Raw genomic sequence first — 23905 nt, 5'->3', positions numbered from 1 at the left:
GCGCTGCGGAGCGCCGCCTTAAAGGACGGATGCCCGGCCGGCCACTGACTGTGGCTGGCCGGGCATTCGGTCAATACCCGCCCTGGGTCCCGGATTCCGGTAACTCCATGCGTGGCAGCTCCAGTTCCTAGAGCTCTGAGGCAGGCACCCCGACGCCGAGGATGATCGGCGCGTCCGAGGGCTTGCCGCTGGCCGGCTGCGAAGCACCCGCCTTGTCCGTTTCCGGTGCCTTGGCGGCGTGGGAATGCCCGGCCGCGGGGGCTGGAACATTCTCGCGATGCTGGACCGAGGTCTCGTTGGCTGCTCCCTGCGCGCGGCTGGCACTCCGGTTCCGGCGTGCCCTGCGCGGGCGTGACTGCTCCAGGGTGTGGTCCGAGTAGTCCTGCTCCGCTGCGGCGGCCACCGGCCGCTGCTCCGGCTGGACGGCTGCGGGCTCCCGCTGTTCCGGTGCCTGCTCCGGCTCACGTGTCCGCTCCGGAGCAGGAGCCTGCTGGGGAGCCTCTTCCGCCCCGCGCTGGACCGGCTGCACGTCCGGCGTTCCAGCCGGCGTGCCGGCTGCCGGTGCGGGCTCGCCCAGGTGGGCGAAGGCCGCGGCAAGGCGGTCCAGGGTGAGGGCAGGCTTTGGCTGCTGCTCCTCGGCGTGCTCCACGAAGGGCAGGACGACTTTCTCCCCGCCAAAGGTCAGGACGGCAGCGGGCCTAGACGCATCGCTGTCGTGCTTCTCCGTTTCAGCCGGAACTGCGGGCTGGGCCTGCGTTGCCTGCCTGGCGGCGGCCAACTCGTCGTCATGCAGGTGGGCCGCGTGGGCGGCAGCCGCGATGTTGGCAAGGGCCAGCCTGGTGGCTTCCGCTTTCGCATGCCGCTCGGCGTCCGTCGGATCAGGGTGGACCGTGTGGACGTGGACGGCAGCTGCCGGCGCGGCGTCCGGCTGCTGGCCGCCGCGGCCGCGGCGGCGCTTCCGGTCCGGCCGGGCACCGGGCTGGCTGCTGTCCGTGCGCTGCGCCTCGATGCGGTTGCCCTCGGCGCGTGCTTCCGGGCGGTGCTCGGCACGCTGCACGTGATGCTCGGCAGCCACAATGTTCGCCCGGCGGTGTTCCACCGGGTCATCGTGGGTGACCACGCCGCGGCCGGCGCAGGCCTCGCACTGCTCGCCGAACACTTCAAGGAGCCCCGTGCCCATCCGCTTGCGGGTCATCTGCACCAGGCCCAGCGAGGTGACTTCGGCAACCTGGTGCTTGGTGCGGTCACGGCCCAGGCACTCCACCATGCGCCGCAGGACCAGGTCGCGGTTGGACTCCAGGACCATGTCGATGAAGTCGATGACAATGATGCCGCCGATGTCGCGGAGGCGGAGCTGCCGGACTACTTCCTCCGCAGCTTCCAGGTTGTTCTTGGTGACTGTTTCTTCGAGGTTGCCGCCGCTGCCGGTGAACTTGCCGGTGTTGACGTCCACCACGGTCATGGCCTCGGTCCGGTCGATCACCAGCGAGCCGCCGGAGGGCAGGAAGACCTTCCGTTCCAGGGCCTTGTGGATCTGCTCATCGATGCGCCAGGCACTGAAGATGTCCTGGTCCTTGGTCCACTTCTCGAGCCGTCCCACCAGGTCCGGGGCGACGTATGTGACGTATGCCTCGATGGTGTCCCAGGCTTCCTCGCCGGAGACGATCAGCTTGGAGAAGTCCTCGTTGAAGACGTCGCGGACCACCTTGATGGTGAGGTCCGGTTCGCCGTAGAGCAGCTCGGGGGCAAGGATCTTGGTGGACTTCGACTGGCTTTCGATGCCCTCCCACTGGGCACGCAGCCGGTTGATGTCGTGCGTCAGCTCTTCCTCGGAGGCACCCTCCGCGGCCGTACGGACAATCACGCCGGCGTGCTCGGGAAGGCGGTCCTTGAGGATCCGCTTCAGGCGGTTGCGTTCGACGTCGGGAAGCTTCCGGGAAATGCCGGTCATGGAGCCGCCGGGAACGTACACCAGGTAGCGGCCGGGCAGGGAGATCTGGCTGGTCAGGCGCGCGCCCTTGTGGCCCACCGGGTCCTTGGTCACCTGGACCAGGACGGTGTCGCCGGACTTCAGCGCGTTCTCGATGCGGCGCTGCTTGCCCTCAAGGTTGACGGCCTCCCAGTTCACCTCGCCGGCGTACAGCACGGCGTTGCGGCCGCGGCCGATGTCCACGAAGGCAGCTTCCATGGACGGCAGGACGTTCTGGACCTTGCCCAGGTAGACGTTGCCGATCAGGGAGTCCTGCTGGGTCTTGGACACGAAGTGCTCGGCCAGGACCCCGTCTTCGAGGACAGCGATCTGGATTCTGTCGTCGCGCTGGCGGACGATCATCTGGCGGTCCACGGATTCCCGGCGTGCCAGGAACTCGGCTTCGGTAATGACGGTGCGGCGGCGGCCGGTATCGCGTGATTCGCGGCGGCGCTGCTTCTTGGCTTCCAGGCGGGTGGAGCCCTTGACGCTGGTGACGCGGTTGTTCACGGCGGGTTCGCTGACGGCGCGCGGAGCGCGGACCCGGGTGACCGTGTTGGGCGGATCGTCGTCTTCCCCGCCCGTCAGTTCGAGGTCCTGGTCGCCACGGCGGCGGCGGCGGCGGCGACGGGAGGTCACGCCTTCATCGGCCTGCCCGGCGGAGTCCTCATCAGCATCCTCGGCGGCGTCGCTGTCTGCGGCAGCGGCGCTGTCGGCTTCTTCACCGTCACGCTCGCCCGCCCTGCTGCGGCCGCGGCGGCCGCGGCCGCGGCGCCTCCGGCGGTTGCCGGCGTCGTCCGAATCGTCCTCGGCGTCGTCAGCCTCGGCATCCTCGACGGGCACCGGGGCGGGCCGGACGACAGTGCTGAGGTCCGGGGCCTGGAACAGCACCGACGTGGGGGAACCCGGTTCCATGAACAGGGACCCGAACGGGCTGGCGGGGGCTGACGACCCTGCGGCGCCGGCCGCGGGCTCGGCAGAAGAATTGGCGTCGCCTTCAACGGAAGGCTCGACGGCGGACGTTGGCTGCGCGGAAGCGCCGGCGGCTTTGGCGGCAGGCGCCTGGGCTGCAGCCTCAGTTACCGGTTCAGAGCCGGCGGGCGCATCGGCGGCGGCCGGAACAGCGGTGCCAGACGCCGCGGGTGCGGGCTCAGCCGACCCGGTGTCTGCCGGCTCGGTGTCAACCGGCCCAGGTGCGGCCGTCCCTGCCGGCGGCTCCTCCGCCTCGACGACGGCCGGGGCAGACGTCTTGCGCGTGGCAACCCGGCGGCGCCGGACGGGCTTCGATTCTTCCGCGGCAACCTCTGCAGGCCCGGCGGCAGGCGCCTGCTGCGCGCCGTCGTCGTTGGCGTTGTTGGTGTTCCCGGTTTCGGTGCCGGCCTCCGCAGCAAAGACGGGAAGCGGCTCGGCGGTCTCGACTTTCTTGCGCGAACGGCTGCGGCGGGCGGGCGCCTTGGCCTCGGCGGCCTCAGCTTCCGCGGCCCCGGCCTCGGCGGTGACACCTTCGGCGGCAGCCTCAGTGGCCACGGCCTCGCCGGTTTTCGGAGCGGCCTTCCGCCGGGTCCTCGTGGCCTTCTTCGGCACGGAGTCGGCATCCACGGACGCTGCTTCATCGTTAACGGCTAAAACTTGTTCATTATCCATATGTGGCAACACTCCTGCCCCTGACGTACCGCCACATCCGGCACCCATTGGGGCACATATTGTCAAAACCCGCAGGCGTTGACAGAAGTCAAGTGGATACCCCCAGGTTCGCACCGGCAGTGGGGTGCGGCAGCCCGTGGGGGCCGGCAGGATGTTCAAGAACCCGTTGTTCCACATGCCACAACCAGGTGCCGCCCCATGGAGTTGCGGAGTTCGGATCAAAGAATCCAAAGCCTGCGCTGCTCATCACTGGCGGTCTTGCGAACAAGCTGCCGGACCGGAGTCCGAATGTGGATCGGGTTCCAGCCACGTTCATTCTCTCATACCCCGGCTATTCCACGGCGGAAGCAGCAGCACTTGTTCGCTTTCCTTGAAGGTCTTTCCAGCGTCCGGCGTTACAATCGGGCAAGGACCACCCGATGAAAAGGACGCCTTGCCAATGCCCAGCATCTCCCCCTTGAGCGGCACCCACACGCCGGAACGGACTGTGGATCCGGACAGCAGTGCAGCCGCAGCCCGCCCGCGGATGACCCGTGACCGGCCGCTTGGCTGGCTGATGGTCATTACCGGGGTGGTCGGATGGCTGGCTTCCGGAACGCTGGTGCTGGAGAAACTGGAGGTCCTCAAGGACCCCAACCACACCACGGTGTGCGACGTGAACCCGTGGATCTCCTGCGGCCAGGTGATGCAGACGTGGCAGAGCTCGCTGTTTGGCTTCCCCAATATGTTTATCGGCATCGTGGCGTTCGCCATCGCCATCACCGTGGGCATGTCACTGCTGGCCGGCGCCCAGTTTGCGCGGTGGTACTGGGTGGGCCTCCAGGCGGGGGTCACGCTCGGTTTCGCGTTCGTGGTGTGGCTGTGGTCCCAGGCCCTCTACGTCATCCACATACTGTGCCCGTTCTGCATGGTTGTCTGGGCAGCCATGATCCCGCTGTTTGTCTGGGTGACCATCCGGAACATCAGCGCCGGGGTCATTCCCGCCCCCGCCAACGCCGCCCGCATCCTGGGTGACTCTGGCTGGATCATCACCGCCCTGCTGTATGTGGCCGTCATCGCCACCATCTTCTTCGCCTTCATCCAGGTGTTCGCCGGCACCTCCGGCTTCTAGGCCTGCTGACGGAAAAAGCCCCTGGTTCCGAGGAACCAGGGGCTTTTTGCTGTCCCTGGGCTGTCAGCCCTGGAACCAGATCTTGATCTCGCGTCCGGCGGATTCGGCGGAGTCGGAGCCGTGGACCAGGTTCTGCTGGACTTTCAGGCCCCAGTCGCGGCCGAAGTCGCCGCGGATGGTGCCGGGGGCGGCCGTGGTGGGGTCGGTGGTGCCGGCCAGCGAACGGAAGCCCTCGATGACGCGGTGGCCCTCGAAGATGGCCGCCACCACGGGTCCGGAGAGCATGAAGTCCACCAGGGGCTCGTAGAAGGGCTTGCCCACGTGCTCCTCGTAGTGCTGCTCCAGGAGTTCGCGTGAGGCGTCAACCTTCTTCAGCTCAGCCAGGGTGTAGCCCTTGGCTTCGATCCGGGCCAGGATGGCGCCCGTAAGGTTGCGGGCGACGCCGTCGGGCTTGATCAGTACGAGGGTGCGCTCAGTAGTCACAACTGCTCCAATGCGTTGGTAAGGGGTTTCGGGGTCAAGTCTACGGGGACTGCGGCTGCTGGCCGGGCCCGGCCTCCTCCGGATGGGCGGCTTCCCAGGCAGCCTGTTCGCGGGCCCGTTCCCCGGCTTCCCGGTCCAGCCGGATTCCGGTGCGGATCCCGTACCACCACGCCGCGGCGAACAGGGTGCCCACCAGGAACATGGCCGGCTCGAAGATCCCGGTGAGGATCAGGACCAGCTGCAGGATCCAGCCCAGGCCGATGCCCCAGGGCTTGGTGAGGAAGGCGCACGCAACGATCATCACCACGCAGAGCGCAATCCCCACCCCCAGGATGACCGCCGGCGGGAACTCCCCCCGCCGCAGGCCGAACACCGCCAGGGTGGCAAAGAACATTACGAAGGCTTCCAGCAGCAGGACCGTGGATGCGAACATCACCTTGGTGGAGCGGCGCTTCCTGGGCATGCCCGGCCGCCACTCGCGCTGCGCTTTGGTCAACTTGGCCATGGACTCAGGCCTCCGTCTTGCCGAGCAGGATCCGTGCTTCGGCCACGAGCGTGATGGAGCCTGTGACCAGCACTCCCCCGGAGAGGTCGTCATTGGCTTCGGCGCGTTCCACCGCCCATTCCAGGGCGTCATCGAGCTTCTCGGCGATGTGCACGTTGTCCTCGCCGAAGCCAAGCTCAATTGCCAGTTCGGCCAGCTCAGCGGCCGGCACGGCCCGTGGGGAGTTCGACTGCGTGAAGCAGTACTCCTCCGCCATCCCGCCCAGGGATTCCTTGAGCTGGCGGAGGATCTCCTCGGCGTCCTTCTCCTTGAGTACTCCGACCACCGGGACAAGCCTGGTGAAGGTGAAGGCTTCCTGCAGGGCGGCTGCGGAGGCCTTGATGCCGTCCGGGTTGTGGGCAGCGTCCACCACGATCGTGGGGGCTGTCCGCACCACTTCAAGGCGGCCCGGAGACGTGACGTTCGAGAAGCCTTCCTGGAGCACCTCAAAGTCGAGTTCCTTTTCTCCCCCGAAGAAAGCTTCCAGGGCCGCCACGGCCACCGCGGCGTTCTGTGCCTGGTGGGCGCCGTGCAGCGGGACCAGCAGTTCAGGGTAGCGGCCGGCGATGCCCTGGATGCTCACCACCTGCCCGCCCACTGCCACGGTGCGGGATTCGACGCCGAATTCCACGCCTTCGAAGCGGAACGGCACCCCCACGTCCTTGGCCTTGTCCAGCAGGACCTGCGCAGCGTCCAGCGGCTGGGCGGCACTGATGAGGTAGCCGCCGGGCTTGATGATGCCGGCCTTTTCGTACGCGATGTCCTCCGTGGTCTCACCCAGCAGGTCCGTGTGGTCCAGCGAGATGGGGGTGATCACGGAAACCTGCCCGTCACCCACGTTCGTGGCATCCGTGATTCCGCCGAGGCCAACCTCGATCACCGCCACGTTGACCGGCTGGTCCGCGAAGATGGCGAAGCCCAGGATGGTGAGGCATTCGAAGTAGGTGAGCCGAGGTTCGCCTGCAGCCTCGAGCTCGGAGTCGACGATCTGCAGGTAGGGGCGGATCTCGTCCCAGATGCGCACGAAGGTCTCGTCGGGGACCGGGTGCCCGTCGATGCTGATCCGCTCCGTCACCTTGGACAGGTGCGGGCTGGTGTACCGTCCGGTGCTCAGGCCGTGGGCCCGCAGGACGGATTCGATCATCCGGGCCGTGGAGGTCTTGCCGTTGGTCCCGGTGACGTGGATGATCGGGAACGCCTTGTTCGGCTCGCCCAGCACATCCATCGCCCGGAACAGCGGGGCCAGCCGCGGCTCCATCTTGTTTTCCGGCGCCCGGCCCAGCAGCTCGGCGTAGACGCTCTCTACGGAAAATTCGTCAGTCATGGATCAGGCCTCTACTTTTTCGACGGCGACGGCCGGCTCTGCGGCGTCCCCGGGTTCCGCCGTGAGTTCCACGGACAGGGTCTCGCCCTTCACCAGGCCGGCGTTGGCCAGCAGGGCGTCGACGACGTTCTGCTGCGCGGTGACGGTGGTCCGGATCCGGTCGCTGACATTGAGTCCGGCGTCCTTGCGCGCCTGCTGGATGGCTCGGACCATGTCGCGGGCCAGGCCTTCCGCCTCGAGTTCAGGAGTGACCTCGGTGTTGAGGACCACGAACCCGCCGCCGGGCAGGACCGCCACTGCCTTCGTGGCGGCGGCAGCACCGCCGTCGGACTCTGCCACGACGGTTTCCAGCGTGTACTCCTGGGGCTCCAGCTCCAGGCCGCCCGCGGTGACCACGCCTGCCTCGGATACCGACCAGTCGCCGGACTTGGAGCCCTTGATGGCCTGCTGGACGTTCTTTCCCAGGCGCGGGCCCGCGGCGCGGGCGTTGACCACGAGTTTCTGCTGGATCCCGAACTCTTCCGGCGAGGCCGTGGCAGCATCCAGCAGCCTGACGGAGCGGAGGTTCAGCTCATCTGCGACGACGGCGGCAAAACCTTGCAGCGCATCGGCGCCGGGTGCCACAACCGTCAGTTCCTGCAGCGGCAGGCGGACGCGAAGGTTCGCAGCCTTGCGGAGGGAAGATCCCGTGGAGCAGATCTGCTGGACCTTGTCCATGGCCTGGACCAGGTCCGGGTTGGCGGGGAACAGCGCAGCGTCCGGCCAGTCTGCCAGGTGGACGGACCGTCCGCCGGTGAGCCCGCGCCAGATCTCTTCGGACACCAGCGGCAGCAGGGATGCCGCTGTGCGGGACACCGTCTCCAGTGCGGTGTAGAGCGCATCAAAGGCATCCTGGTCCTCGTCGAAGAACCGCTGGCGGCTCCTGCGGACGTACCAGTTGGTGAGCATGTCCAGGTAGCTGCGCAGGGCGTCGCAGGCACCTGAGATGTCGTAGTCGTCCAGGCGTTCGGTCATCGTGCCGACCAGTTCGCCGGTGTTGGCCAGCAGGTACTGGTCCAGGGTGTCGGAATAGCCGTCGTAGCGGAGCTTTGCGTCGTAGCCTGAGCCGCCGGCCGCGGCGTTGGTGTACAGCGTGAAGAAGCTGTACACGTTCCACAGGGGCAGGATGACCTGGCGGACGCCGTCGCGGATTCCCTGCTCGGTGACCACAAGGTTGCCGCCGCGCAGGATGGGGCTGGACATCAGGAACCAGCGCATGGCATCCGAGCCGTCGCGGTCCAGTACCTCGGAGACGTCCGGGTAGTTGCGCAGGCTCTTGGACATCTTCTGCCCGTCCGAGCCCAGCACGATGCCGTGGCTGATGACGTTGCGGAAGGCCGGCCGGTCAAACAGGGCCGTGGAGAGGATGTGCAGCATGTAGAACCAGCCGCGGGTCTGGCCGATGTACTCCACGATGAAGTCAGCCGGGTTGTGCGTGTCGAACCACGCCTCGTTCTGGAACGGGTAGTGCACCTGGCCGTACGGCATGGAGCCGGAGTCGAACCAGACGTCCAGGACATCCTCCACGCGGCGCATGACGGACTGGCCCTCTTCGGGGGTGCGGGGGTCGTCCGGGTTGGGCCGGGTCAGTTCATCGATGAACGGGCGGTGCAGGTCCACCTGGCCGTCCTTGTTCAGCGGCAGCCGGCCGAAGTCCGCCTCGATCTCGGCGAGCGAGCCGTAGACGTCGGTGCGGGGGTAGTCGGGGTCGCTGGACTGCCACACCGGGATGGGGCTGCCCCAGTACCGGTTGCGGCTGATGGACCAGTCACGGGCGTTCTCCAGCCACTTGCCGAACTGGCCGTCCTTGACGTTGCCGGGGATCCAGTTGATCTCCTGGTTCAGTTCGGACATCCGGTCCTTGAACTTGGTGACTTCCACGTACCAGGAGGAGACGGCGCGGTAGATCAGCGGGTTGCGGCAGCGCCAGCAGTGCGGGTAGCTGTGCTCGTAGCTGGCCTGCTTGACCAGCCGGCCCTGGGCGCGCAGCACCTGCGTGATGGGCTTGTTGGCCTCGAAGACCTGCAGGCCCGCGATGTCGTGCAGGTCGCCGTGCTTGAAGAGCGGGAGGAATTTGGCGCCCTCGTCCACGGAGAGGACCACCGGGATGCCGGCTTCCTCACAGACTTTCTGGTCGTCCTCGCCGTAGGCCGGAGCCTGGTGCACGATGCCGGTACCGTCGGTGGTGGTGACGTAATCGGCAACCAGGAAGCGCCAGGCGTTCTCCATGCCGTACTTTTCGTTGTCCGCGAAATCGCTCCACAGCGGCTGGTACGCCAGGCCTTCCAGCTCGGTGCCGGTGTGGGTGGAGACAACAGCGGCCCGGGCGGCCTCGAAGTCGTCATAGCCCAGGTCCTTGGCGTAGTTGCCCACGAGGTCCGCGGCCAGCAGGAAGCTGCCCGTGACGGGCGCGTCCGCAGCGGCGGCCTTGACACCGTTGGGGCCGGCCGGGAGCACGGCGTAGGTGATGGAAGGGCCGACGGCGAGCGCCGCGTTGGTGGGCAGCGTCCAGGGCGTCGTGGTCCAGGCGAGGGCCTGGACGCCGGCGAGCTGCCGGGACAGGTCCGACTCCCCTGCCGTGATGGGGAAGGTTACCGTTACCGTCTGGTCCTGGCGGTTCTTGTAGACGTCGTCGTCCATCCGCAGCTCATGGTTGGACAGCGGCGTCTCGTCCTTCCAGCAGTACGGCAGGACGCGGTAGCCGTTGTAGGTCAGGCCCTTCTCGTGAAGCTGCTTGAACGCCCAGAGGACGGACTCCATGTATTCCACGTTGAGGGTCTTGTAGTCGTTGTCGAAGTCCACCCACCGCGCCTGGCGGGTCACGTAGCTCTTCCACTCGTCGGCGTACTTCATGACGGAGGCGCGGCAGGCGTCGTTGAACTTGTCGATGCCCATGGCTTCGATCTGGGTCTTATCCGTCATCCCGAGCTGCTTCATGGCCTCAAGCTCGGCGGGCAGGCCGTGGGTGTCCCAGCCGAACCGGCGCTCAACGCGCTTCCCGCGCTGGGTCTGGTAGCGGCCCACCAGGTCCTTGGCGTAGCCGGTAAGGAGGTGCCCGTAGTGGGGCAGGCCGTTGGCGAAAGGCGGGCCGTCGTAGAAGACGAACTCGTTGCTGCCGGGCTCCCCGCCCGGGGCGTCCGCGCTCCGCTGGTCGATACTGGCCTGGAAGGTGCCGTCCTGGTCCCAGTACTTCAGGATGCGCTCTTCGATCTCCGGAAACTTCACGGAGGCGGAAACGGCGGCACCGCCGCTGGACGAAGGGCCGGTGGAGGCTGAGGCCTTGGGGTAATACGACATGTCGACATCCTGGGTTGAGCTTGGCGAACTGCCGGCTTGCGCCTTCTGTTCCGTTCAGGATGCGAGGACGGATCCAGTGGTGTCCGTCCGGACTCCACGCTCACCGCGGTACCACCTCACTTACCGCCGCTGCCAGCTTCCCGGGGGAACGTGTGCCGCGACGGCCACTCATTACTGCTGTGACGGGCTTACCCGTCCGGTTCTACTGGCGCGTGCCCCTTATTTGTCCTGCCAGGGCGGTCCGCGTGTTCTTCCGGAAGCTCACCGGTGATTGCCGGGTCGTAGCCTTTTTGAGTCTACTATTTCCGGGGCCGGGCCACCAATAATGGAACCTATGCGAGAGTATGGGCCCGGGGTGCGCGGCGGCAGGCCCCGCCGGGCCTGGTCCCGGTGGTCGGCTGCCGCCGCCGTCCTGGCCATGCCGGGTGCTGCACTGGTGTTCCTGCGCATGGTTCCGTGGGATGTCGGCACCCCCTGGATCCAGCTCCTGGCCCTCTTCCCCGCGGGGCTGATCACAACAACGGCGGCCCTCGCTGCCGCCGTCGTAGCCCTTTTCCGCCACACCGGACCCCGCAGGGCCGTGGCCGCTGCCCTCATGGCGGGGCTGCTCGCCGTGCAGCTCGGCTGGGTGCTGGACCGCGTCGTGCCGCCCGGCACGCTGGCCACGCCGCCGTCCGGAAACGTGCAGCCGGCCAACGTCCAGTCCCCTGCCCCGCCCGCGGACCTGGCACCGGGGCCGGTGCTGACAGTCATGGCGGTGAACGTGGGGTACTCCGGCGTGGATCCCGGTGCCCTGCTGGCAGAAATCAGGACCCGCAACGTGGACGTCCTGGCCCTGCCGGAGCTTGCCCCCGCCGGCTTGAAGGCACTGGATAAGGCGGGGCTGTCGACCCTGCTGCCGTCGCGCGCCACGGATGTGGACTGGGACAAGATTGGAAGCGCCCTCTTCTCGCGATTCCCCCTCGAGCAGGTGGAACGCGTTCCCGGCTCGGCCTTCCATCAAAGCCGCGCCGTCGCCGTCATTCCCAGCGCTTCCGGGCCGGTGCACCTGACTGCGGTCCACGTGGACTCGCCGCGCAGGGGGCACATCACGTCGTGGCGGCAGGAGCTGCGGCAGCTGGGCGAACTGTGGCAGGCACTGCCTGACAGCCGGCTTGCCATCCTGCTGGGCGACTTCAACGCCAGCGCGGACCACAGCGAGTTCAGGGATCTCGTGGCCACGGGGCTGTCCGACGCCGCGCAGGTGACCGGCAAGGGGCTGGCCCCCACGTGGCCCGTAAATTCACCGGCACCGGCTTTCGTGGCCATCGACCATGTCCTGGCCAGCCCCGGCATCGAGGTGGTGGACTTCGACGTGGTCACGCTCCCGGGGACGGACCATGCCGCGGTGGTGGCGCGCCTGGTCCTGCCGTAGGCGCTACGCCTTGCGGATGAGCTTGTAGTTGGAAGCCTGCGCCACCGGCCGGATGACGATCTGGTCCAGGTTGACGTGGTGCGGAGCGGTGACCGCGTAGCGGACCACGTCGGCGACGTCGCCGGCCGTCAGCGGCTTCTCCACGCCCTGGTAGACCCTGTCCGCTGCCTGCCGGTCCCCAAGCCGGTTCAGGGCAAACTCCTCGGTCTGGACCAGCCCGGGTGCCACTTCGATCACGCGGACGTTGTGCTCGGCTTCCTCCAGCCGCAGTGCCTCCGTCAGGGCGCGCTGGGCGAACTTCGCCGCGTTGTAGCCGCCACCGCCCTCGTACGCCGCCAGCCCGGCGGTGGAGGTCAGGTTCAGTATTGTCCCTTCGCCGTTGGCCCGCAGCATCGGCAGGAACGCCTTGATGAGCTTCATGGTGCCCAGCACGTTCACCCGGTACATCCATTCCCAGTCACCGGTGCTGGCTGATCCGATGGTGTCCGCGCCCCTGGCACCGCCGGCGATGTTGACCAGCGTGTCGATTCCCCCCGCTTCGGCCACCTGCGACACAAGCCGGGACACGTCGTCGTCCTCGGAAATGTCGGCGGGCAGCGCGACGGCGCCGGTCTCCTTCTCCAGTTCGGCCAGGCGGTCCGCGCGGCGGGCCACGGCGAACACCTTCCAGCCATCCGCCGCCAGGGCGCGGACAGTGGCCTCCCCAATTCCGCTGCTTGCGCCGGTCACCAAAGCTGCCTTTTTCTGCGAAACATCAGTCATGGCACCACCATAGCGGGACGGCGGGAGGGCGACGCCGACCGGCCCGCCCATGGGAACAGGGCGCCCGGCACCGCAGCGGGCGGGCGGACAGGCCCGGACATGAAACAATTGGCAGATGGCTGAAGACACGCAGGGTACAGACACGCCCACAACCGCCCCCATCAACGTTCCGGACAAGCCGGCCCTCGAAGGCCTCGAAGCTGCCCTCACGCAGCGGTGGCTGGCCGAGGGGACCTACAAGTTCGACCGGGAAACCACCCGGGACCAGGTCTACTCGATCGACACTCCCCCGCCCACGGCGTCCGGGTCGCTCCACGTGGGGCACATGTTCTCCTACACGCAGACCGACGTGCTGGCACGCTACCAGCGGATGACAGGCAAGAACGTCTTCTACCCCATGGGCTGGGACGACAACGGCCTGCCCACCGAACGCCGGGTGCAGAACTTCTACGGGGTCCGCTGCGATCCCTCCATCCCGTACAACCCCGATTACCGGCCGCCGACGCAGCCTGCCAAGAACCAGCGGGACTTCGACGTCGTCTCCCGCCGGAACTTCATCGAACTGTGTGAAGAGCTGGCCGTTGAGGACGAGAAGGTCTTCGAAAACCTTTTCCAGACCCTTGGCCTGTCCGTTGACTGGGAGCTCACCTACCGCACCATCGACGACAACTCGCGGGCAGTCTCGCAGCGCGCCTTCCTGGCCAACCTGGCCGCGGGCGACGCCTATATGGCAGAGGCACCCACCCTCTGGGACGTCACGTTCCGTACCGCCGTGGCGCAGGCGGAACTCGAGGACCGCGAGATGCCCGGCGCCTACTACCGCTACCCGTTCTTCACCGAGGACGGGGAGAAGATCTACATCGAGACCACCCGTCCGGAACTGCTGGCGGCCTGCGCCGCCCTGGTGGCAAACCCCGACGACGAACGGTACCAGCCGCTGTTCGGCAAGAAGGTCACGTCCCCGCTGTTCGGCGTGGAGGTTGAGGTCAGGGCGCATCCGCTCGCGAAGGCGGACAAGGGCTCCGGCATCGCCATGGTGTGCACGTTCGGTGACCTGACCGACGTTACCTGGTGGCGCGAACTGCAGCTGCCCACCCGGGCCATCGTGGGCCGCGACGGACGGATTGTCAGCGAGGCTCCCGAGTGGATCACCACCGACATCGGCCGCGAAGCCTTCGCCGCCATTGCGGGCAAGACCGTCTTCAGCGCCAAGGAAGAGGTGGTGAAGCTCCTGACCGCCGCCGAACTGCTTGACGGCGAGCCCAAGAAGATCATGCACCCCGTGAACTTCTACGAAAAAGGCGACAAGCCCCTTGAAGTGGTCACCTCCCGCCAGTGGTACATCCGCAACGGCGGCCGGGACGAGGACCGCCGCGAACGCCTGATCGCCCGCGGGCACGAAATCGACTTCCACCCCGCCTTCATGCGCTCGCGCTACGAGAACTGGATTGCCGGCCTGAACGGCGACTGGCTGGTGTCCCGCCAGCGCTTCTTCGGCGTGCCCATCCCGGTCTGGTACCCGCTGGATGCTGACGGCAACCCGGACTACGACTCCCCCATCGTCCCGTCCGACGGGCAGCTGCCCGTTGACCCGGCTGCGGACGCCGCACCCGGGTTCGACGAATCCCAGCGCGACGTTCCCGGCGGCTTCACGGGCGACGCTGACATCCTGGACACCTGGGCCACGTCCTCCCTCACGCCCAAGATCGTTGGCGGCTGGAAGCGCGACGAGGACCTCTTCGCCAAGGTCTTCCCCTTTGACGTCCGCCCGCAGGGCCACGACATCATCCGGACCTGGCTCTTCTCCTCCGTGGTCCGCGCGGACGCCCTGGAGAACAGCGCGCCGTGGAAGCACGCGGCCATCTCCGGCTGGATCCTGGACCCCGACCGCAAGAAGATGTCCAAGTCCAAGGGCAACGTGGTGGTACCCACCGACGTGCTGGAGGAGTACGGCTCCGACGCCGTCCGCTACTGGGCGGCCTCCGCAAAGCTCGGAGCCGACACAGCGTACGAGATTGCGCAGATGAAGATCGGCCGGCGCCTGGCCATCAAACTGCTGAATGCGTCCAAGTTCGTGCTGAACCTGGGCGCCACGGAAGACTCCGTGCTGACCGTCGACCTTTCCGTCCTGGCCAATCCGCTGGACCGGGCGGTCCTGGCGCAGCTGTCGGAGGTGGTGGCCCAGGCCACCAAGGCCTTTGAGAACTATGATTACGCACGGGCGCTGCAGATCACCGAAAGCTTCTTCTGGCAGTTCACGGATGACTACGTGGAGCTGATCAAGGACCGGGCCTACGGCGCCGCCGGTGAGGCCGAACAGGCTTCCGTACTGGCAGCACTGGCCACCACCCTGGACACCCTGCTGCGGCTCTTCGCTCCCTTCCTCCCCTTCGCCACCGAAGAGGTATGGAGCTGGTGGCGCACGGGCTCCGTCCACCGCGCCCAGTGGCCAGCACCGCTGGATGTCCCGGGGGGCGACACCACCATGCTCGCAACCGTTGGGGTGGCCCTCAGCGGCGTCCGCAAAGCCAAGTCCGAAGCGAAGGTCAAGCAGCGCACGGAGGTCCTTACCGCGACCATCACGGCTCCGGAAGCACTGGCCGCGCAGCTGCAGGCCGGCCTGGCTGACCTGAAGGCGGCCTCCAACGCCCGCGAGATCATCCTTGCCGTCGGCGAGGGCGAACTGACCGTCAGCGACGTGGCGCTTGCGGCGACGGAAGAGCCGGCGAAAGCCTAGTCCCAGTCCGGCCCTGTTCCAGGGCCGGACCTGTTTCAGGACAAAGGGGAAGCCCCATCAGCGTTTTGCCGTTGGTGGGGCTTCGACTTTTCGGCCATCCGGTGACGTCTTGATGGTCTGGCAGGATCCTCTGATCTTCAGGTCTTCCTACCACGTCACTGGTAGCTTGCATCTGGCTTTGCCGATGGCTGCGTCAGATGACATATCACTGAATCTTTGGTTCCTGCGTCCCCCTTCTTTCGAAGTGGGTAAGAACCATTGTTGTCCTGCCCACCCGCAAGCGCAAGAGCCCCGGTGGAACTACTTGGTTGTAGTTCCACCGGGGCTCCTTTGGCCCTGCCGTGCGGGCCGGCCGGACCAGTCCTAGGTGAACTCAGGCTGCTCGGTGCGGCTGCGCTTGAGCTCGAAGAAGTGCGGGTAGGCCGCAATGGCAGTGGTGGCGTCCCAGAGCTTTCCGGCCTCCTCACCGCGGGGAATCCTGGTGAGCACGGGGCCGAAGAACGCTGTTCCGTTAAAGGCCACTACGGGAGTTCCGACGTCCTGGCCCACCAGCGAGATGCCCTCCTGGTGGCTTGCCCGGAGCTGGTCATCGAAGGCGTCCGTAGACGCGGCAGCGGCAAGGGTGGCGGGAAGCCCGCAGTCCGCAAGCGCTTTGGTGATGACCACGTCGCGGTCCTTCTCGCCGGCTTCGTGGATCAAGGAGCCCATGGCATCGTAAAGCGCCTTGACTGTTGCATCTCCGTGCTGTTGCTGCGCTGCAATGATCACACGGACCAGTCCCCAGGCGTTGTCCATGGATTCGCGGTAAGACGGCTCAAGGTCACGGCCCTCATTGAGGACCGCCAGGCTCATGACGTGCCAGTCCGTTTCGATGTCGCGGACACTTTCCACTTCGCCGATCCAGCGGGAAGTGATCCAGGCGAAGGGGCACAGCGGATCGAACCAGAAATCGGCTTTGTTCTTCACGGAATCAGTCATGGGGCATTCCTTCGCAGGTCGCCGTGGCGCAGGGTTGCCACGGTGTGGACGGGGGTGGGTGCGGGGTGACGGCGCTGTTCCAGGACAAGCCGTATCGGGACAACAAGCTGTCGCGGGACAAGCCGTGCGGACGAATCAGGCCGACTTACGGCGCTTGGTGACGTGCGGAACGATGGTTGGTTCGGCACCCTTCAGGACAACGTCCTCCGTGATGATCACGCTGGCAACGTCTTCGCGGCTTGGGAGATCGAACATCACGGGCAGCAGGACTTCTTCCATGATGGCGCGCAGCCCGCGGGCGCCCGTCCCGCGCTCAAGCGCCTGCTCGGCGATGGCGTCCAGGGCGGTGTCGTCAAAAACCAGTTCCACGCCGTCTATCTGGAACATCTTCTGGTACTGCTTCACCAGGGCGTTCTTGGGTGTGGACAGGATCTGGATCAAGGCGTCGCGGTCCAGGTTGGACACGGTGGTGATCACGGGCAGCCGGCCGATGAACTCGGGAATGAGGCCGAATTTCAGCAGGTCCTCCGGCATCACCTCGCCGTAGGAGTCCACTTTCTTGCTCGCCTCGTTGAGGGGGGCACCGAAGCCAATGCCCTTCCGGCCGGACCTGGACCCGATGATCTCCTCAAGGCCGGCAAAGGCGCCGGCAACGATGAACAGCACGTTGGTGGTGTCGATCTGGATGAATTCCTGGTGCGGGTGCTTCCTGCCGCCTTGGGGAGGAACGGAAGCAACAGTTCCCTCAAGGATCTTCAGCAACGCCTGCTGGACGCCCTCGCCCGAGACGTCCCGGGTAATGGAGGGGTTTTCGCTCTTGCGTGAAATCTTGTCGATCTCATCGATGTAGATGATGCCCTGCTCGGCCTTCTTGACGTCGTAGTCAGCGGCCTGGATGAGCTTGAGGAGGATGTTCTCCACATCCTCGCCCACGTAGCCGGCCTCAGTCAGGGCCGTGGCATCGGCGACTGCGAACGGGACGTTCAGCCGCCGCGCTAGAGTCTGCGCCAGATACGTCTTACCGCATCCTGTAGGCCCGATCAGGAGGATGTTCGACTTGGCGATTTCGACGTCGTCATGATGCCCGCCATCGGCAAGGCTTCCGGACTTGGGGGCGTGGCCGGCCTGGATGCGCTTGTAGTGGTTGTAGACGGCGACGGCGAGGGACCGTTTTGCGGGTTCCTGGCCGATGACGTATTCCTGCAGGAAATCAAAGATCTCACGGGGCTTGGGGAGCTCGAAGCTGCCCAGATCGGCAACCTCCGCGAGTTCCTCTTCGATGATCTCGTTGCAGAGCTCAATGCATTCATCGCAGATGTAAACACCGGGCCCGGCAATGAGCTTGCGCACCTGCTTCTGGCTCTTTCCGCAGAAAGAGCACTTCAGCAGATCCGTGCTCTCGCCAATCCGAGCCATATGTGAACCCCTTAGTATTTTGCTGCCAGGCAGCCTTGCACCGTTGCTGGAATCTTCACCAGCCTGCATGGACCGGTTGTGACAACATCCACTCTAGGTCACATTAGCTTCCCAGGGTGGAAGGAAAAGGCCGGTGGGGCCAAATGATTGGCCCCACCGGCCCATTACTTTACCGCTACCTGGTGATTGCTTGCGGTTTGATCTTGCGGGAATCCAGGACCTGGTCGATCAGGCCGTACGACTGGGCTTCCGCGGCCGTAAGGATCTTGTCGCGCTCGATGTCGTTGTTAACCTGCTCCGACGTCCGTCCGGAGTGGTGCGCCAGCGTGTCCTCAAGCCAGGAGCGCATGCGCATGACTTCGGCAGCCTGGATTTCGAGGTCCGAGGCTTGGCCGCCCTGGCCGCCGGACAGGGCCGGCTGGTGGATCAGGACCCGGGCGTTGGGCAGGGCAAGGCGCTTGCCGGGAGTACCCGCCGCCAGCAGGACCGCCGCGGCGCTTGCGGCCTGGCCCAGGCACACCGTCTGGATCTCCGGGCGGATGTACTGCATGGTGTCGTAGATCGCCGTCATGGCGGTGAAGGAACCGCCCGGGGAGTTGATGTACAGGGTGATGTCGCGGTCCGGGTCTGTGGACTCAAGGACCAGCAGCTGGGCCATGACGTCATCGGCGGAGGCGTCATCCACCTGGACACCGAGGAAGATGATGCGGTCCTCAAAGAGCTTGGTGTACGGATCCTGGCGCTTGAAGCCGTACGGTGTGCGCTCTTCGAACTGTGGCAGGACGTAGCGGCTGGTCGGTAGGTTGCCGGCAGTCGATCCGAAGTTGTAGGTCATTTTTTGGTGCTCCTGATCTAAGTGTTCTAAATGCCGGGTTACTTCTCGGATGCCGACTCGCCGGATGCTCCGTTGGCAGTTCCGCCGCCACCGGACACCGAACCGGCGTGCGCGGCAATCTTGTCGAAGAAACCGTACTCAAGCGCTTCGGTTGCCGTGAACCACTTGTCACGGTCGTTGTCCTTGAGGATGGTTTCAACGGTCTGGCCGGTCTGCTCGGCAGTCAGCTCGGCCATGACCTTCTTCATGTGCAGGATGAGCTCGGCCTGGATCTTGATGTCAGAGGCCGTGCCGCCAATGCCGCCCGACGGCTGGTGCATCAGGACGCGGGCATTCGGGGTGGCGTAGCGCTTGCCCTTGGTGCCCGACGAGAGCAGGAACTGCCCCATGGAGGCGGCGAGGCCGGTGGCAACGGTCACGACGTCGTTCGGGATGAACTGCATGGTGTCGTAGATGGCCATGCCGGCAGTCACGGAGCCGCCCGGTGAGTTGATGTAAAGGTAGATGTCCTTTTCCGGGTTCTCCGCGGACAGGAGCAGCAGCTGCGAGCAGATGGCATTGGCGTTGTCGTCACGCACCTCTGAGCCGAGCCAGATGATCCGCTCCTTGAGGAGCCGGTTGTAGATGTAGTTGTCCTGGGCTGCAGGATCGACAGTCGCCATCCGGGGGGACTCTGGGTGCTGTGACATGTGTACTAACCTCTCGCTGGTGACGGTGACATCACTGAAAATCACTACTTGGACACTAACCGGTTTCACCGGCGTTTTGTTCGCACATCCGCGGCTGTTCGCTGACGGCGCACGATCGGCCGGGCAGGTCCGGCAGCGCCGGATCTTAACGCAAAGGGCCCCCGGATCGGGTGATCCGGGGGCCCTTCGGCGGCGCGTCCTGAAGCCTAGGCCTTGGCCTCTGCCTTGTCGTCGTCAGCGGCGGTCTCTTCGGTTTCCGCTTCCACAGCCTCGGCTGCCGGAGCTTCCTCTTCGCCGCCGGGGCGCACGAAGTCGCTGAGGTCGACAGCCTTGCCTTCGGTGTCGGTGACCTCGGCCTGGCCGAGGACAACAGCCAGCGCCTTGCGGCGGCGGACCTCGGAGACCATCATGGGCACCTGGCCGCTCTGGTCGATGATCTGGGCGAACTGGTTCGGGTCCATGCCGTACTGGCTTGCCGTGGTGACGATGTAGTCAATCAGCTCGTTCTGGCTGACGTTGACTTCTTCCTTCTCGGCAATGGCGTCGAGGATGATCTCGTTCTGGAAGGCACGGGCCGTGTTGGCGCGGACCTCTTCGCGGTGCTCCTCGGTGTCGTGCTCGCCTTCACCGTGTCCGTTGCCCTCCTTGAAGTGGGCCTCGAGCTGCTCTTCAACCACGGAATCCGGAACCGGAACCTCGACGAGCTCAACGAGCTTGTCCAGGACCTTGTCGCGGGCCTCAACGCCCTGCTCCACTACCTTGGAGTCGGCGGCCTGCTTGGCGAGGTCCTCGCGGAGTTCGGCCAGGGTGTCGAACTCGGAGGCGAGCTGGGCGAAGTCGTCGTTTGCCTCGGGGAGTTCGCGCTCCTTGACGGCCTTCACAACGACCTTGACCTGGGCCTCTTCGCCGGCGTGGTCACCGCCCACCAGGGTGGTGTTGAAGATGGCGTCCTCATCGGCGCTGAGGCCGGTAACGGCTTCGTCGAGTCCGTCGAGCATGGTGCCGGCACCAACCTGGTAGGACAGGCCGGCAGCGGAGTCAACCTCTTCGCCGTCGATGGTGGCGGTGATGTCGATGGTGAGGAAGTCACCATCGGCAGCGGGGCGCTCGATCGACTTGAGCGTGCCGAAGCGGCCGCGCAGTTCGTCGAGGGCCTTGTCCACGTCCTCTTCGGACGACTCGGCAGCTGCAACCTCAACCTTGATGCCGGCGTAGTCCGGGAGTTCGATCTCGGGGCGGACATCCACCTCGGCAGCGAACTTCAGGCCGCCGTCGGTAGCCGACGGGTCCGGAACCTCGGTGATCTCAACCTCGGGACGGCTCAGGGGACGGATGCCGGATTCCTGCACGGCAGCCTGGTACCAGCCGTTGAGGCCTTCGTTGATGGCAGTCTCCAGGACGTAGCCGCGGCCGACGCGCTGGTCGATGAGCTTTGCCGGTACCTTGCCCTTACGGAAGCCAGGGACCTGGATCTGCGAAGCAACGGTCTTGTAGGCCGAGTCGATGCTGGGCTTCAATTCCTCAAAGGGGACCTCAACATTGAGCTTGACCCGCGTGGGGGTGAGGTTCTCGACAGCGCTCTTCACGGTCTAAGTACTCCTGGGTTTGTGGGATGGGTTTCTGCAAACGCAATGTTTTTGTCCAGGCCAACAGGTCCGGGCCGCAGAGTCGGGGTGACAGGATTTGAACCTGCGACTTCCTGCTCCCAAAGCAGGCGCTCTAGCCAAGCTGAGCTACACCCCGTAAGTGCACAGGCAAGTCTACGGTCATACGCGGCGAGTTTGCACATTTGACACGTAGGCCATGGATTAGGTTTAGTTGTATCCGGCTTGAACAGCCAGCCCGAAGTCGCAGGCCTGCTAATGTTGCAGATGCAGCTTCTTCCGGGGACGTAGCTTAATGGTAAAGCCTCAGTCTTCCAAACTGATTACGCGGGTTCGATTCCCGTCGTCCCCTCCAGAAACGAAGGCCCCTCAGTTGAGGGGCCTTTTTTCATGTCCGACCAAGGATGCCGGCGCCGAATTCAGGCCTGGCAGGACGGGCACCAGTACAGCCTGCGGCCCACCAGGTCTGCGGCCAGCACCGTGGTGCGGCAGACCCGGCAGGGCAATCCGTCACGCTTGTACACAAAATGCGCGTTGCCCCGGGCGGGAAAGGAACTGCTTTTCAGTGCGGCGGCTTCGGCTGCGGGTTTGGCCTTCTTGCCGTTTGCCGTCCAGTAGCGGGGCGTCGTGGTGATGATCCTGCCGTCGGCGACGCCGTCGTTCATCACGGAGACGACGTCGCGCCAGAGCTTCCGTGCCTCGCTGTCCGCGAGGTTGCTGCCCGGTAGCCAGGGGTCGAGCCGCCGCCGGAACAGGACCTCCGCCCGGTAGACGTTGCCCACGCCGGCGATGATCTTCTGGTCCATCAGGAGCGCGGCCACGGGTGCCTTGCGGCCCTGGAGGTTGGCGGCGAACCGCCCGGCGTCGCCCCGGCGGTTGACCAGCGGATCCGGCCCCAGCCGCGCCCGCACCAGGTCGGTCTCGGCCAGGGTGATGGCTTCGCACGTGGTGGCACCCCGGAGATCGGCCCAGCCGTTCGAGGCGGCCAGCCTGACACGCACGGCACCCACCGGCGCCGGCGGTCCTGAATAGGCGTCGTCGTCGTTTCCGTCCGCGAAAGACTCCTGCTCCCCCACGCGGCGCGGCGCACCGATGCTAGAAGATCCGTTGAAAGTGCTGTCGCCGCCGAAGCTCCAGGCCCCGTACAGCCCGAGGTGCACGTGCAGCACCAGGGCGTTGTCGAAGTGCAGGAAGAGGTGCTTGCCGTGCGCTTCGGCCGCGAGCAGCGTGTGCCCGTCCAGCAGCGCGGCCCCTGCGCTGAACCTGCCCTGCGGACTGGACACACTGAGCCGCCGGCCGCCGAAGACGTCCCCGAACTGCCGCGCCAGCCTGCGGACGGAATGGCCTTCAGGCACTACTCGATGACCTCGCCGGTTGATTCGTAGGCGGCGATCTTGCCGATGCGGCGGACGTGCCGTTCGTCGTTGCTGAAAGGCTCGCTCAGGAAGGCTTCGATGAGCGCGGTGGCCTCCTCCACGGTGTGCTGGCGCCCGCCGACGGCAACAACATTGGCATCGTTGTGCTCGCGCGCCAGGACGGCGGTGGAGTGGTTCCAAGCCAGGGCGGCACGGACACCTTTGACCTTGTTGGCGGCAATCTGCTCACCGTTGCCGGAACCGCCCAGCACGATGCCCAGGGCGTGGACCCCTGCCTGCTGGTCCGCAACCACTGCACGGGCGGCGTTGATGCAGAACGACGGGTAGTCGTCCTGTGCGTCGTAGACCTTGGGACCGTGGTCCACCACCTCGTATCCCTTGGCGGACAGGTGCTGCACCAGGTGGGCGCTGAGCTCCATGCCTGCGTGGTCGGTGGCGATGTGGACCCGCGGGAAGGCAGGGGAAGAAGTCACGAGCAGAATCCGTTCGGTTGGGGCGCCGGCAGCCGGCCGGGACGGCGCAGGCCAGGGTCAGGACAACAGGGTCAAGGATACTAGGACTCCGGCTGCGCGGCTGGTGGCTGCCCGCCGCCCCCGCGGCGTGCCCTTGCCGCCACACGGGTCAAGACTTCAGCCAGCCTTGCAGCGGACGCGGGGCTGCCGCCGCTCACTGCGAGGCGCTGGCCGTCAGTTTTGCTGACGACGACGGCGGGGCCGCTGCTGACGAGCATGGCTGAGGTCCCGCCGTGGTGCCGGTAGCCCCACCCGCCATAGTCTGCCGCCTTCACATCCGCCGCGGTGGCGCCGGAAATGGCTCCCGCCGGCACGTTCATGACCGGCACGATGCCGGCCAGGAGGACCTTCAGGCCCTGGCGGTCGGCTTTGATCCGGGCGAACAGGAAGGCGGCGCCCACCACGGCGAGGAGCACCAGGAGCATTCCAAGCCAGGGGACGGCGACCGTGATCAGCGCGGAGGGGAACAGCGACGCTACGGCGATCATGATGAAGACCGAGCTGCGGGCGTGCACCCAGAGGCGGATGCTGTCCTTCGCCAGGTCCGGGTCCGCTTCCCTGGCGAGGGCGAGCTGGAGCGCACGGTCATCGTCGAGCGACCACTGCTGGTCGGCCTTGAAAACGAAGGCGATGATGACGCCTAGCGACAAGGCCGCACCGCTTCCGAGGGCGAGGACCGTCATGTCCACATGGGATTCCCTGGCGTCTTCCAACCCTGCCTGCCCCACCAGGCCGGCCGCGACGACGCTGGTGACAAAAAGGCTGAGGAACATTCCGGCACCCATCATGATCCGGCGCATGATGGCAGGCCTGTTGAGCGTCACGGCCTGGGAGAGGACCAGCCAGCCCGCCGCCACGATCGCCGCCGCCCCCACGCCCACATAGGTGCCGAAGGGAGCGAAGGCCGCGCCGCCGTCGTCCGTCCACCGGATGGCGAGCGGCTCGGGAAGGTCCGGCCGGATCAAAAAGGCGCACACCACAAAACCGGCGGCAAGGACCACCGGAAACCCTGCGGCGAACCGCAGCGCCCTGGCGTCCACCGAATCCATAAGCTTGCCCATGATCCAACGCTACTCCGGCCGCAGGCACCCGGCGTCCTGCCCCTTTCTCCGTCCGCTGTGAGCCGCGCTACGTTTCCGGCGCTGAAGGAATGCAAGAATGAGCAGTGCCG

General features: G+C 66.1%; 17 protein-coding genes and 2 tRNA genes. 4 read left to right on the top strand and 15 right to left on the bottom strand.

From position 1 onward, the window contains the following. Nucleotides 1–127 precede the first annotated feature (127 nt). Nucleotides 128–3613, bottom strand: a complete 3486-nt coding sequence (locus NFU08_RS13765; protein WP_251424113.1) for a ribonuclease E/G — start codon at nucleotides 3611–3613, stop codon at nucleotides 128–130. Between the two features lie 439 nt (nucleotides 3614–4052). On the opposite strand from NFU08_RS13765, the gene NFU08_RS13760 reads away from it, so the two are divergent. Continuing rightward, nucleotides 4053–4724: a vitamin K epoxide reductase family protein gene (locus NFU08_RS13760; RefSeq protein WP_174179860.1), complete on the top strand. Its 672-nt coding sequence runs from the start codon at nucleotides 4053–4055 to the stop codon at nucleotides 4722–4724. A 63-nt stretch (nucleotides 4725–4787) separates the two neighbouring features. Here NFU08_RS13760 and ndk read toward each other — a convergent pair whose 3' ends face one another. Genes ndk through ileS form a run of 4 tightly spaced genes read right to left on the bottom strand, consistent with a single transcriptional unit; the run spans nucleotide 4788 to nucleotide 10411 of the window. Continuing rightward, entirely contained in the window at nucleotides 4788–5207 is a 420-nt protein-coding gene (ndk, locus tag NFU08_RS13755; protein WP_066276631.1) for a nucleoside-diphosphate kinase, read from the bottom strand. Between the two features lie 40 nt (nucleotides 5208–5247). Beyond that, the gene (locus NFU08_RS13750; RefSeq protein ID WP_251424111.1) at nucleotides 5248–5712 is read right to left on the bottom strand and encodes a DUF4233 domain-containing protein; all 465 of its coding nucleotides are present in this window, start codon (nucleotides 5710–5712) and stop codon (nucleotides 5248–5250) included. Nucleotides 5713–5716: 4 nt separating this feature from the next. Beyond that, nucleotides 5717–7075 (bottom strand): folylpolyglutamate synthase/dihydrofolate synthase family protein, encoded by a 1359-nt coding sequence (locus NFU08_RS13745; RefSeq protein ID WP_174179865.1) that lies wholly within the window; start codon nucleotides 7073–7075, stop codon nucleotides 5717–5719. 3 nt (nucleotides 7076–7078) lie between these two features. Next, on the bottom strand, nucleotides 7079–10411 hold the full coding sequence (ileS, locus tag NFU08_RS13740) for an isoleucine--tRNA ligase (protein ID WP_174179867.1): 3333 nt from the start codon (nucleotides 10409–10411) through the stop codon (nucleotides 7079–7081). Nucleotides 10412–10745: 334 nt separating this feature from the next. Between ileS and NFU08_RS13735 the strand changes: the two genes are divergently transcribed. Then, a complete protein-coding gene (locus NFU08_RS13735) occupies nucleotides 10746–11825 on the top strand; it encodes an endonuclease/exonuclease/phosphatase family protein (RefSeq protein WP_251424109.1) in 1080 nt (359 codons plus the stop codon). 3 nt (nucleotides 11826–11828) lie between these two features. On the opposite strand, the gene NFU08_RS13730 is transcribed toward NFU08_RS13735, so the two are convergent. Further along, the gene (locus NFU08_RS13730) at nucleotides 11829–12587 is read right to left on the bottom strand and encodes an SDR family oxidoreductase (RefSeq protein WP_174179871.1); all 759 of its coding nucleotides are present in this window, start codon (nucleotides 12585–12587) and stop codon (nucleotides 11829–11831) included. A 115-nt stretch (nucleotides 12588–12702) separates the two neighbouring features. On the opposite strand from NFU08_RS13730, the gene valS reads away from it, so the two are divergent. After that, complete coding sequence (gene valS, locus NFU08_RS13725; protein ID WP_251424107.1) at nucleotides 12703–15324, top strand: valine--tRNA ligase; 2622 nt, start codon at nucleotides 12703–12705, stop codon at nucleotides 15322–15324. Between the two features lie 363 nt (nucleotides 15325–15687). On the opposite strand, the gene NFU08_RS13720 is transcribed toward valS, so the two are convergent. The 6 genes from NFU08_RS13720 to NFU08_RS13695 all read right to left on the bottom strand — a co-directional run bounded on the left by NFU08_RS13720 (nucleotide 15688) and on the right by NFU08_RS13695 (nucleotide 20985). Continuing rightward, nucleotides 15688–16302 (bottom strand): DsbA family protein, encoded by a 615-nt coding sequence (locus tag NFU08_RS13720; RefSeq protein WP_251424105.1) that lies wholly within the window; start codon nucleotides 16300–16302, stop codon nucleotides 15688–15690. A gap of 135 nt (nucleotides 16303–16437) precedes the next feature. Continuing rightward, complete coding sequence (gene clpX, locus NFU08_RS13715; protein ID WP_066276648.1) at nucleotides 16438–17718, bottom strand: ATP-dependent Clp protease ATP-binding subunit ClpX; 1281 nt, start codon at nucleotides 17716–17718, stop codon at nucleotides 16438–16440. Between the two features lie 175 nt (nucleotides 17719–17893). Continuing rightward, nucleotides 17894–18553: an ATP-dependent Clp protease proteolytic subunit gene (locus NFU08_RS13710; protein WP_066276651.1), complete on the bottom strand. Its 660-nt coding sequence runs from the start codon at nucleotides 18551–18553 to the stop codon at nucleotides 17894–17896. Between the two features lie 38 nt (nucleotides 18554–18591). Next, entirely contained in the window at nucleotides 18592–19215 is a 624-nt protein-coding gene (locus NFU08_RS13705; protein WP_174179965.1) for an ATP-dependent Clp protease proteolytic subunit, read from the bottom strand. A 233-nt stretch (nucleotides 19216–19448) separates the two neighbouring features. After that, nucleotides 19449–20828: a trigger factor gene (gene tig, locus NFU08_RS13700; protein WP_251424103.1), complete on the bottom strand. Its 1380-nt coding sequence runs from the start codon at nucleotides 20826–20828 to the stop codon at nucleotides 19449–19451. A gap of 82 nt (nucleotides 20829–20910) precedes the next feature. Continuing rightward, nucleotides 20911–20985: transfer RNA gene (locus NFU08_RS13695), tRNA-Pro, on the bottom strand. Between the two features lie 142 nt (nucleotides 20986–21127). Here NFU08_RS13695 and NFU08_RS13690 point away from each other — a divergent pair. Continuing rightward, nucleotides 21128–21201 (top strand) — tRNA-Gly (locus tag NFU08_RS13690). A gap of 64 nt (nucleotides 21202–21265) precedes the next feature. On the opposite strand, the gene NFU08_RS13685 is transcribed toward NFU08_RS13690, so the two are convergent. The 3 genes from NFU08_RS13685 to NFU08_RS13675 all read right to left on the bottom strand — a co-directional run bounded on the left by NFU08_RS13685 (nucleotide 21266) and on the right by NFU08_RS13675 (nucleotide 23795). Continuing rightward, entirely contained in the window at nucleotides 21266–22201 is a 936-nt protein-coding gene (locus tag NFU08_RS13685; RefSeq protein ID WP_174179881.1) for an Fpg/Nei family DNA glycosylase, read from the bottom strand. Then, complete coding sequence (locus NFU08_RS13680; RefSeq protein WP_251424101.1) at nucleotides 22201–22695, bottom strand: ribose-5-phosphate isomerase; 495 nt, start codon at nucleotides 22693–22695, stop codon at nucleotides 22201–22203. The genes NFU08_RS13685 and NFU08_RS13680 overlap by 1 nt, the downstream gene beginning before the upstream one ends. An 80-nt stretch (nucleotides 22696–22775) precedes the next feature. Then, entirely contained in the window at nucleotides 22776–23795 is a 1020-nt protein-coding gene (locus NFU08_RS13675) for a hypothetical protein (protein ID WP_251424099.1), read from the bottom strand. Nucleotides 23796–23905 lie beyond the last annotated feature (110 nt).

Source organism: Pseudarthrobacter sp. NCCP-2145 (genome assembly GCF_023708005.1).
Classification (GTDB): domain Bacteria; phylum Actinomycetota; class Actinomycetes; order Actinomycetales; family Micrococcaceae; genus Arthrobacter; species Arthrobacter oxydans.
The sequence above is the reverse complement of the archived record's forward strand: the minus strand, read 5'-3'. Positions and strand labels throughout refer to the sequence as shown.